Annotated in this window: 8 protein-coding genes; 4 read left to right on the top strand and 4 right to left on the bottom strand. The window is 76.0% G+C overall.

Going from position 1 to position 11,127, the window contains the following annotated elements:
- Positions 1-1,135: serine/threonine-protein kinase (locus tag HCN52_RS25970; protein WP_280923926.1), on the bottom strand; the 1,135-nt coding region annotated here is incomplete at its 3' end.
- Between the two features lie 161 nt (positions 1,136-1,296).
- Here HCN52_RS25970 and HCN52_RS16605 point away from each other — a divergent pair.
- Positions 1,297-2,562 (top strand): winged helix DNA-binding domain-containing protein, encoded by a 1,266-nt coding sequence (locus HCN52_RS16605; RefSeq protein WP_209314629.1) that lies wholly within the window; start codon positions 1,297-1,299, stop codon positions 2,560-2,562.
- A gap of 309 nt (positions 2,563-2,871) precedes the next feature.
- On the top strand, positions 2,872-3,513 hold the full coding sequence (locus tag HCN52_RS16600) for a GNAT family N-acetyltransferase (RefSeq protein ID WP_168089238.1): 642 nt from the start codon (positions 2,872-2,874) through the stop codon (positions 3,511-3,513).
- A 106-nt stretch (positions 3,514-3,619) separates the two neighbouring features.
- Here the strand turns inward: HCN52_RS16600 and HCN52_RS16595 are convergent, their stop codons facing one another.
- Positions 3,620-5,293 carry a DUF885 domain-containing protein gene (locus tag HCN52_RS16595; RefSeq protein ID WP_168089237.1) on the bottom strand — a complete coding sequence of 558 codons (1,674 nt, stop codon included), beginning with the start codon at positions 5,291-5,293 and terminating at the stop codon, positions 3,620-3,622.
- A 306-nt stretch (positions 5,294-5,599) separates the two neighbouring features.
- On the opposite strand from HCN52_RS16595, the gene HCN52_RS16590 reads away from it, so the two are divergent.
- Positions 5,600-6,010, top strand: coding sequence for a VOC family protein (locus tag HCN52_RS16590; RefSeq protein ID WP_168089236.1), 411 nt, complete (start codon positions 5,600-5,602; stop codon positions 6,008-6,010).
- Between the two features lie 84 nt (positions 6,011-6,094).
- On the opposite strand, the gene HCN52_RS16585 is transcribed toward HCN52_RS16590, so the two are convergent.
- Positions 6,095-6,892, bottom strand: a complete 798-nt coding sequence (locus tag HCN52_RS16585) for a VOC family protein (RefSeq protein ID WP_168089235.1) — start codon at positions 6,890-6,892, stop codon at positions 6,095-6,097.
- 178 nt (positions 6,893-7,070) lie between these two features.
- Positions 7,071-8,132 carry a S41 family peptidase gene (locus HCN52_RS16580; RefSeq protein WP_312876733.1) on the bottom strand — a complete coding sequence of 354 codons (1,062 nt, stop codon included), beginning with the start codon at positions 8,130-8,132 and terminating at the stop codon, positions 7,071-7,073.
- A gap of 261 nt (positions 8,133-8,393) precedes the next feature.
- On the opposite strand from HCN52_RS16580, the gene HCN52_RS24810 reads away from it, so the two are divergent.
- Positions 8,394-11,127 (top strand): ATP-binding protein (locus tag HCN52_RS24810; protein ID WP_209314628.1); only part of this gene is annotated, 2,734 nt, incomplete at its 3' end.

Here is an 11,127-nt window from a genome sequence, read left to right as displayed (position 1 = left end):
CCCGACCGGTCCGCTGCGGGAGCTCGGCTCCGTAGGCCGCCGCACCTGCCGCCGGGAGCGTGCCGGGGGTCGGCGGGTCGGCGCCGGCCGGTCCGTCCTCCGCGTCGCCGGTGACGACCGGTCCCGGGCCGCCCCGGTGCCCTCGCCCGCGGGCGGCCTCGCCCGGGTCCGGGTCCGGGTCCGGGGCCTCGCCCGGGGCCGTGGGCGCCCGGCGGAGTGCGACCTCCTCCGCCAGCTCCGCCGGCAGCCAGCCCTCCCGGGGGAACGGGTCGAACTCGCCCGACAGGACCCGGCACGCCTCGATGACCTGCTCCGGGACGGGCCGGTTGGCCGGGTCCTTCTCCAGGCACGCCTCGACCACGTCCCGCAGGCCGTCGGGGCACGCCGACAGATCGGGGCGGTCGTGCACGATCCGGTAGAGCAGCGCGTCGGCGTCGCCGCCGCCGAAGGCGCCCCGCCCGCCGGCGGCGAACGCCGTCAGCAGGCCGAGGGCGAACACATCGGCCTGCGCGGTGATCTCGCCGCCCATCACCTGCTCCGGTGCCATGAAGCCCGGTGTACCGATGCGTCGCGGCGAGCCGCTGAACATCGTGGTGGCGTCGGAGGCACGCGCGATGCCGAAGTCGATGACCTGCGGGCCGTCGGCAGCCAGCAGGACGTTCGACGGCTTGAGGTCCCGGTGGACGACTCCGGCGCCGTGCACCGAGCGGAGCGCGTCCGCGACGCCGGCGGTCAGCCGGACCACCGTCCGCTGCGGTACGGCGCCGTGGAACGCGACGGCCTCGCCGAGGGACGCGCCAGGGACATAGGCGGTGGCCAGCCAGGGGACGGCACCGTCCGTGTCGCTCTGCAGCACGGGGACGACGTACCGGCCTCGGACCCGGCTCGCCGCCCGTACCTCCCGCTCGAACTGCCGGTGGAAGTCGGGGGCCTCGGCCAGTTCGGACCGCACGGTCTTCAGCGCCGTCGGGCGGCCGTCCGGCATGTGGGAGAGATACACGGTCCCCATGCCGCCGCTGCCGAGTCGGGCGACGAGCCGGAACCCGGCGATCTCTTCGGGGTCCTCGTGGCGGAGCGGTCGCATGCCGGTCCGGTTGCGTGCGCGCGCCCGGTGTCCCCGGTCCTCGTCAGCCATCCACCCTCCCGGACTCCCACGCCCTCGACCGGCGTGCCACCCGTGCCCCAGGGGGCAGGGTAGTGGTTCGCCCCTCCGAAGCGCGATGCGCCGAAACAGCCGCCGTCGCCCGCGGGGCGCGGCGCGGGCGGGCCGGGGCGGGTGGGGCTAGCGTGGTGGGCATGGACGACGGCGGTGACGGCGACGTCGGAGCGGCGGCCGGGCCGGGCGACGGCGCGGAGGCGGGTGAGCGACCTGCCCGGTCTGCCGCCGCCCCGCCGGGCATGTCCTGGGCGGCCGTGAGCGCGCGGCGGCTGGCGCGGCACCGGCTGGACGCCCCGGCCCTCGTCGGCGGCGATCCGGTGACGCGGCGGATCGCCGATGTGGTGGCGGGGACCTGCGGGGTGCACGCGCAGGTGATGTCCGCCGCGGAGGTCTCCGTCGCGATGCGGGTGGCGGGCGCGGTGTGCGGCGATGTCCGCGACGCGCTGTGGCGGGACCGCACCCTGGTCCGGACGCACGGCCCGCGGGGCGCGGTGCACCTGCTCCCCGCCCGTGACCTCACCGCGTGGGTCGGTGCCATGGCCGGTCTCGACGCCGCCCGAGGTCCCGCGCTCGGTGAGCCGTACCTCGACCCCGACCAGGTGGCGGCGCTCGCCGAAGCCTGCCCGGCCGTTCTGGCGGACGGCGACCTGACCACCGACGAACTGACGCGGGCGCTGGCGGACGCCGTGGGCGGGTGGGCGGCGGAGCCCGTGGTGGGCGCCTTCCGTGCCCGGTTGCCCCGGTGGCGCTGGGTGCAGTCCGCGCTCGGTCGGCGGGGAGCGCTGTGCTTCGGCCCCCGGCGGGGCGGGGAGCTCACCTTCGCCACGCCCGCACGGCTGCTGCCCGGCTTCGTACCGATGGACGCCGAACCGGCGCTGCGGCGGCTGGCGCTGCGCTACCTCCACGGCTACGGGCCTGCCGCACCGGCCGAGTTCGCGCGCTGGCTCGGCGCACCGCGTGACCGCTGCGAGGAGGTGTTCCGCTCGCTCGGGGACAGCGTCGAGCAGGTCACCGTCATGGGCTCGGGGCCCGCTCTCCAGCTCACGGGGGACCCGGTCCACGACGAGCCGCCGCGCGGGGTGCGGCTGCTGCCGTACTTCGACGTGTTCGGGGTGGGATGCCACCCCCGGTCGCTGCTCTTCGCGGGCGCCGCGGCCCGCCGTGCGCTGACGCGGGGACAGGCGGGGACCCACCCGGTGCTGCTGGTCGACGGCCAGGTCGCGGGCGTGTGGCGCCAGGTGCTGCGCGGGCGCCGGTTGGTGGTCACGGTCGAGCCGTTGGTGCGGCCCTCCGCGGCGGAGCTCCGGGAGCTCGTCGAGCAGGTGCGGCGGCTGGCCGAGATCCAGGGAGCGGAGGACGTGGAGCTCGAGGTGGGACGGGTCGTGGCGGGCCCGCACAGCTGACGGCGACCGCACCGGCCGGGCCCGCACACCGCACCCGCCCCGCGACCGCACCGCGCCGCACCCGCACCGCGCCGCGACCGGGTGCGGCGGCGGAACGCGACGCGGCCGGATCTCGTTGTCGCTCCCGGCCGACGGCCGGGCGGTGCCACCCCGACCCGTGCCCGGAGCGCCGCCGTCGTCGCAGGTCGGCCGTCCTGCGGCTCTCCGCCTGCGCCCGGCGGGCGTTCGCCGGGCCCGCTTCGGGAGATTTCTTCACGCCGGGGGTGAAATGCGGGTGCGCGCCCGGCGCCGACGGCGGCACCATGAACCATGCTCACCGACTTCTGGCCGCTGTTCGGCCTCCGGATCAACACGCCACGCCTCGAACTGCGGCTGGCCACGGACGATGAGCTCGCGGACCTCGCCCAGGTCGCCGCTGACGGAGTCCACGAGGCGGATCGCATGCCGTTCCTCACCCCGTGGACCGACGGCACGCCCGAGGAGCGGGCGCGGGCGGTGCTCCAGTTCCAGTGGCGGCAGCGCGCCGAGTGGCGGCCGGACCACTGGGGCCTGCCGTTCACGGTCTTTCACGAGGGCCGCCCGCTGGGCGTGCAGGAGATCTCCGCGCGGGACTTCGCCGTGCGGCGGGAGGTGGCCACCGGTTCCTGGCTGGGCCTCCGCCACCAGGGGCGAGGGTTCGGTACCGAGATGCGGGCCGCCGCGCTGGAGCTGGCCTTCGTCGGGTTGGCGGCCGAGGAGTGCGTCTCGGCCGCCTTTGAGGACTCCCACGCCTCGCGGGAGGTGTCCCGGCGCCTGGGGTACCGGGACGACGGCGTCGCGCGAAAGACGCGCCGCGGCCGGGTCGTCGTCGAGCACCGGCTGCGGCTGACCCGGGAGCGGTGGTCGGCGCACCGGCGGACCGCTGCCAGCGTCACCGGGTTGGAGCCGTGTCTGCCGATGTTCGGACGCTGATCCCACCGCCGCCCCGGCGGTCCCCGCCCGGGCCCGCAGTACCCGCCCCGGGTGGGGCGCGGCCCGTCAGGCCGCGCCCCGACCGGGGGTGGCGCCCGGTGGTGGGTCAGAGGGCGGCGAGTTCGTCCGCGAGGTCGTCCAGGCCGAGGGAGCCCAGCGAGAGGGCCTTCATGTGCCAGGTCTTGAGGTCGAAGGCGTCGCCCTGTGCGGCGCGGGCGGCGTCGCGTCCGGCGAGCCAGGCGCGTTCGCCCAGCTTGTAGCTGATCGCCTGGCCGGGGATGCCGAGGTAGCGCACGATCTCGGAGACGTTGAAAGACTCGGGCATCCCGCTGTGTCCGATGAGGAACTCCTGCGCCAGGGCGGGGGTCCAGGTCTCCCCGTCGTGGAAGCCGGCGCCGGCCGGGATGCGCAGCTTGCAGTGCATGCCGATGTCGATGATCACCCGGATGGCCCGCAGCATCTGGTTCTCCAGGTAGCCGAGGCGGTGGGCGGGGTCGGTCAGCAGCCCCAGTTCGTCGGCGAGTCGCTCGGCGTACAGCGCCCAGCCCTCGGTGGAGGCGCTGACCTGGCCGAGGGAGATCTGGAAGGTGGAGAGGGTGTCGGCGACGTGCCGCCACTGCGCGAGCTGGAGGTGGTGGCCCGGGACGCCCTCGTGGTACCAGATCGAGACCAGCGGCCAGATCGGGAACCGGGTCTCGCCCATGGTGGGCAGCCAGGTGCGGCCGGGGCGGGAGAAGTCCAGGGAGGGCGCGGTGTAGTGCGGGGCCGCGGCGCCGCCGGGCGGGGCGATCATCGACTCGACCTGCTTGACGCGGTCGGCCAGGTCGAAGTGGGTGCCGTCGAGCCGGTCGATGGCGCGGTCCATGAACTCCTGGAGCCAGACCCGGATGTTCTCCTCGCCCTCCACGGCCTCGCCGTGGGCGTTGAGGTGGTCCATCGCGGTGTGCGGCGACGCGCCCGGCAGGATCGCGTCCGCCACGGCCGTCATCTCGGCGTACAGCCGGTGGTACTCCTCCCAGCCGTAGGCGTAGGCGTCCTCCGGGTCGAGGTCGAGCCCGGTCCAGCGGCGGGCGCCGCGCAGGTAGCGCTCCCGGCCCACCGCGTCCTCGGTGCCCGCCGAGGCCGGCAGGTAGGAGTCGGCGAGGTAGCCGCGCAGCTCGGCCATGGACTCGGCGGCGGTCGCGGTGGCGCGCTCCAGCTCGCCGCGCAGCTGCTCGGGCGCGGGGGCGATCAGGCGCCGGTACCAGTCGCCGACGACCTCGGGGCCGAGCTGCTCGATCACCACCTCGGAGTGGCGGGGCGCGGCGGTCAGCCCCCGCGCGCGGCCGGCGTCGAGCCCGGCGCGGTAGTCGCGGAGGGCCTCGGGGACGCGCTCCAGGCGCCGGGCGACGACCCGCCAGTCCTCGTCGGTGTTCTTCGGCATGGTGAGGAGAATCGAGCGCAGCCGCTGCACCGGCGACATCAGGTTGTTGAGCTCGCGGAGGGTGTCGCCGGCGTCGTGCTCGGCGAGGGACGCGCCGAGGCGTTCCCGGAGCAGCTTGGCGGTGCGCCGCTCGTGCGGCGGGAGCGTGGCCGGGTCGCCCGCCGCGTCGAGCGCGGCGAGTGTCGCGCGGGAGGCGTCCGCGACGGCCTGCCTGCCCTCGGGGGAGTAGTCGGGCAGGAGGTCGCTGCCGGGGCGGGTACCGAGCATCTCGGCGGTCATCGGGTCGAGGTCGGTGATGGTCTCGACGTGCTGGTCGGCTATCTGGCGGGGGGTGACGCCGGGCGCGGTGTGGGACATCCCGACATCCTGGCGGAAGGCTCTGCTCCTGGGAAGGAGAATCAACCGGCTGTGAGGGCGCGGCCGCGTGGGGTCGGTGGGGCGGGGCGTGCGCGGGGACGACCCGCGGCGCGGGGACTCCCGCCGGGCGGGGGTCGGGGTGCCGCCGGCCGGAGGGCGCCGGAGGGCGCCGGAGGCGCCGCCCGCCGGCGCCCGACGAGCCGATGCCGGTCTCCCGCGCTACGTTGCTTCGAGAGGCGAGACCGGGGAGCGGCCCGGCGGGCGACGGGCCCGTGGGTCCCCCGGGCGCGAGCAGGGAGACCGCCGATGCGCATGATCTTCGTCAACCTACCGGTGCGGGACGTGGCCAGGTCGCGGGAGTTCTTCGGGGCGCTGGGCTTCGCGTTCGACGAGGAGTACTCCAGCGAGGACGTGCTCTGCGTCCGGGTCGACGAGAACATCCACGTGATGCTGCTGGAGGAGGCGCCCTTCCGGGGCTTCATCAACGGGGAGATCGCGGACCCGGACACGACGGAGGTGCTGACCTGCATCACCGCGGATACGCCCGACGAGGTCGACGGGCTGGTCACCCGGGCGCTCGCCGCCGGCGGCCGCCCGTGGAAGCCGACGTTCAGCGAGGGGCCGATGTACGGGGGCAGCTTCCAGGACCCGGACGGCCACGTCTGGGAGCTGATGGCGCTGCTGCCGCAGCCGGAGGACGCCTCGGCAGAGTCCTGACACGGCCGAAGCGCCCCACCAGGGGAGCGCCCCACCCGCCCCCGGCTCCCGCGCGGCGCCCCGGGGCCGGGTCGGCGGCGGGCGTCAGCCCGCGGGGGTGATGAGGGAGAAGGAGGCGCCGAACGGGTCCCGACAGCTGGCGACCTTGCCGACGCCCTCCATGTCGGTGGGCTCCATCTGCAGCGTGCCGCCGGCAGCCGTCACCCGGGCCGCGTCCCGGTCGCAGTCGGACGTCTCGAAGACGGGGCTCCAGTAGGCGCGCCCGTCGGGCAGGTCCGAGGCGTTCATGACCATCATCCCGCCGTGCCCGTCCTTCTCGGGATTTCCGCCTGCGGCGGTGAGGATGTGGTACGTCGCCGGCCCGTCGCCGGGCAGCGGCATGTCGGTGATCTGCCAGTGGAAGAGCTGCTGGTAGAAGCGCTGCGCCGTCGCCCCGTCGGCGGTGTAGAGCTCGACCCAGGTGAGGGCGCCGGGGGTGTCCGTCCGGAGGTCGTCCCCGGAGGAGGCGCCGGGAGCCGACTGCCAGACGGCGAACTCCCCGCCGGTCGGGTCGGTGTACTGGGCCATGTGCCCCTGGCCCATCATGTCCATCGGTTCGACGCGCACCCTGCCACCGCCGTTGCGGACGGTCTCGGTCGCCTCCTGGATGTCCGGGACGTTGTAGTAGACGATCCAGCCGGACGTCGCGCCCTCGTCGGTGAGCGGACCGACCCCGGCGACCGGCTCGCCGCCGACCTTCCAGACGCCGTACCCGCCGGCGTCGGGGCCGGCCGAGGCGAACTCCCAGTCGAGGACCGCTCGGTAGAAGTCCGAGGAGCCCGCGGTGTCGGGTGATCCGATGTCGAGCCAGCAGGGTGCGCCTGGCGTGTCGATGCTGATCATGGGGACCCTCCTGAAGGTCGAGCGCCCGTTTTGTCCAGGATGGCACCGCCCCTGTGCTGTCGCCCGGTGAGCGGGGGCCCGCCGGGCCCGGCGTCGCGCGGCACGGCGGCGGCACGTCCCGACGTGCCGTCAGGTTCGGTGCGGGCGGCGGCCGTTCGCGGGGCGGGCGGCCGGGGGATCAGCTGGTGGCGGGTCGCGCCGCGCCTCCGGGGGAGCGCTCCGCTGCCTTGCGGGCCTTGTGCGCGGCCTTCGCCGCCGAGGTCTCCTCGTCCAGCCGGCGCGAGAGCTCCTCGCGCGCCTCCACCACGGACGCGGACCGCCCGCCCCGGCGCGCCACCGCCTCCAGCGCGAGCCGGTGCGCGACCTCCCGCGCGTCGTCGGCCGCCGGGACCTCGACGTCCGGTACGACGCCGACCCCCTCCCAGTTGGTGCCGGAGACGGGGTTCACCGCCCGGGCGTAGGGGACGGACGCCTCCAGGTGAGCGTGGAGCGGGAAGGTGGTCTGCGGGTGGGCGCCGCCCCCGCTGCGGGCGCCGACGACTGTGCCGCGCCCCAACTGCTGCAGGGTGTAGGCCAGTTCCTCGGCGCCCGAGAAGGTCGACGGCCCGATCAGCAGGAACAGCGGACGGGCGGCGCCGTACGGGCGGCCGACCACCGCCGGCAGCGTCCAGAACTGCACCGTCCGCTTGTCGTCGCGGTGGCGGAGCGTGTTGAGGTGGGTGTGGTCCTCCAGCAGGTAGCTGCAGATGAGGGCGACCGTGTGCGGGTCGCCGCCGCGGCAGCGCCGGAGGTCCAGCAGGAGCGCCTCGCTGCGTGCGACCAGGGTGAAGGCCGCGCCCACCGCCTCGGCCGCGTCCCGGGCGGGCAGCAGGGTGTGCCCCAGCTCCATCAGCGCGGCCCCGCCGGTGAGTCGTGCCACGGCGGGGACGCCGCCCATGGTCAGCTCCGCCGCCCGGACCGCGTCCGTCCGCGCGGAGGTGCCCTTCTGCAGGGGGATGCGCTCCGGGCGGTGGCGCAATCGCAGGTGCGGGTCCCCGTTGACCGACCGCAGGTCGGTGGTCACCAGCTCGGCGAGGACGCGCGGGTCGCCGACCTGGTGGTAGGCGCCGGAGGCGAGGCGTTCCCGCAGCAGTGCGGCCAGCCGGGTGCCCGTCGCGGGGAAGACGTAGTTCTCCTCCACCTTCGCCGCGCACCGCTCGACGATCCTCGACAGCTCGCCGGGCTGCAGGTCGGTGGGCACGGGGACCTCCGGGTCGCTGGCGCTTCCGGCGCGCCGGAGGCCCGGACACCGTTGAGCGGGAGGAGTAGAGCATGCAATTGCACAAGCGTCAAGGAGACGTGGTGCCCGCCCGACCCCGCCCGCCGACCCCGCCCGCCCGACCTCGCCCGTCGCCCGCCGCCCCCGCCCGTCGCCCGCCGGGACGGGACCGGGTCGCCGCGCCCCACCGCCCGGGCGGTCCGGCCATCGGCGGTTGTCAGAGCCGTCGCGTCTAATGGACGGGTGACGACCCGCACGGACCCTCCGCTCGGACGGACGCAGGCGGCCTCGCTGCTCAGCGCCGAGGTCGACCGGACCATGACCAGCCACGGCGGCCTCGTCCTGGTCACCGGGGAGGCGGGCATCGGCAAGACTACCCTGGTCACCGGTGCGGTCCGCGAGGCGAGGAGCCGCGGCGCGCTGGTGCTGGCCGGCTCCTGCTGGGACTCCGCGCACGCGCCCGGCCACTGGCCCTGGGTGCAGGTGGTGCGGGGCCTGCGGCGGGCGCTGCCCGAGGAGGAGTACCGCAGTACCGCGCCGCCCGGCGGCGGCATCGCGGCGCTGCTCGGCGAGGCCGGGGACGGCCCCGCCGACGGCGACGCGTTCGCGGTGTACGACGCGGTGACCACGGCGCTGGTCAGCGCCGCGCAGGAGCGTCCCGTGCTCGTGGTGCTGGAGGACCTGCACTGGGCGGACGAGGCGTCGCTGCGGCTGCTGGAGTTCGTCGCGCACCACACCTGGTTCGAGCGGCTGCTCGTCGTCGGCACCTACCGGGACGTGGAGGTGGAGCTTCCCGCGGTCGCCGCGCTCTCCGCGCCCTCTGCCGTCGCCGCACCGGCCGGAACCGCCGCCGGCACCGCACCCCAGGGAGAGGCCGCGGGCCGCACGGTGGCGCCGGGGGCCCGCGCGCTACTGCCCGCCCTCCAGTCCCGGGCCACCACCATCACCCTCACCGGGCTGGAGCGCGACGACGTGGTGACGCTGCTGGCCCGCGCCGCCGGTCGCGACCCGTCGCCGGAGCTGGTGACCGGCGTGCACCAGCGCACCGGCGGCAATCCCTTCTTCGTGGAGCAGGCAGCCCGGTTGTGGGCCTCCGGGGGGCCCGCGCTGGCGATGACCCCGGGCGTCAGCGACGTGCTGGCCCGCCGGATATCGCTGCTGCCGCCACCGGTGAGGCGGCTGCTGGAGGCTGCCGCGGTGCTCGGTCGCGAGTTCTCCCGCCCGGTGCTGGCCTCCGTGGTCGCGGCCCCGTCCGCGCTGGTGGACGCCCTGCTGGACCAGGCCGTCACCGGGCGGCTGGTGACCGCGGGCGGGGGCGGTCGGTTCTGCTTCGCCCACGACCTGTTCCGCGAGGCGCTCTACGACGGGCTGCCGGCGGCCGCGGCCGCCCGGCACCACGCGGCCGTCGTACGCGCGGTCCGGGGGGCCGGGGACGACGGCGTGCCGGCGCTCGACCCGGCCGACCTGGCGCGTCACGCCTACCTTGCCGGCGGTGAGCTGTCGCCCGGCACAGCGGTGGAGCTGCTGAGTGCGGCGGCGGAGGACGCCATGAACCGCGTCGCGGGGGACGAGGCGACCCGGCACCTGCGGCGCGCGCACGAGATCGCGGTCACCGCGCCCCCCGCAGAGGTCGCGCCCGGCCGGACGGTGGCGCTGGCGCTCGACCTCATCGGCCAGTTGGGGCACATGGCGGAGCGCGACGAGGTGACGACGCTGTACCGGGAGACCGCCGCGCTGGTGCGCACGGTGGGCGACCCGGAGCTGCTGGCACGGGTGGCGCTGGCGCTGCACGCCGAATCCACCTCCCTCCCCGAGCTCGCCGAGGCGGGGGAGTCCCTGCTGCGCGAGGCGCACCGCCGGCTGGTGGCGCAGCCGCCGGTCGGCCGACCGACATCCGATGCCGCGCCCGGCCCCCGTGCCTCGCCCGCTTCCGGACCCCGTGCCGATCCCGGCGCCGCACCGACCGGCGGCCCGGCACCCGAGCAGGAGCCGACAACCCCCGCCCGCCCCTCCGAGCTCACGGCACTGGCCGACGAGCTGACGCTCCGCACCATGGCGCTCGCCCGCAGCGGCGGGGACGACGCCGCGCTGGAGTTCCTGCTGTGGGCGCGGCACGAGGCGATCTGGGGGCTCGGGTCGGCGGCCGAACGCGAGCGGCTCCTGGAGGAACTGCTGGGCGTCCTCGCCCGCACCGGCAACCGCGGCATGCACCTGGTGGTCCGGTCGCTGCGGTGGGTGGCGCAGTTGGAGCAGGGGAACACCGCCTATCGCGCCCACTACCTCTCCTACCTGGCGGCGGTCGACGGCGCGGGCATCCCGCATCTGCGGCCCGCGGTGGCGGTGGACCGGTCGATCATCGGGGCCATGCGGGGCGAGTTCGCCGAGGCGGAGCGCCAGCTGGGCCGGGTCACGGCGCTGCACGACGGCCAGGCCGACTGGCACTTCATGACCACGTTCATGGCGGTACACCACCGGACGGTGCTGGAGATGCTCCAGGGCCGCACCCCCGGTGGCGAGGAGCTGCGGACGCGGCTGACGGAGAGCGGCTACCCGTACCCGGACGTGCTGCTCGGTGTCGCCGCCTTCGAGCGAGGCGACGTCGACGAGGGGCTGTTGCACACCGCGGCCGCGCGCAGCCGCTCGGGCGGGTTCCCGCGCGATCTCGGACCGCTGTGGCTGCGGTTGCGCGCGCAGGCCGCGGCGGCCTCCGGCGACCGCGAGCTGGGCGAGGAGGTGCGGCGGGAGCTGACCCCGCACCCGGACGCCTGGCTGGTGTCGTTCTGCGGCTGCGACGTCAGCGGCCCGGCGCCGCTCTGGCTGGGGATGGTCGAAGCGGGTGAGGGGCGCTGGGATGCGGCGGTCGCCGCCTTCAGCGAGGCGGTGGCGTCCGCCGACCGGCTGGAGGCGCGGCCCTGGGCGGTCCTGGCCAGGGCCCGGCTCGCCGCGGCGCTGGAGCAGCGCGCGGGTGGCGCGGGCC

The sequence above is a fragment of the Streptomyces bohaiensis genome, assembly GCF_012033785.1.
Lineage (GTDB): Bacteria > Actinomycetota > Actinomycetes > Streptomycetales > Streptomycetaceae > Streptomyces > Streptomyces bohaiensis.
The sequence above is the reverse complement of the archived record's forward strand: the minus strand, read 5'-3'. Positions and strand labels throughout refer to the sequence as shown.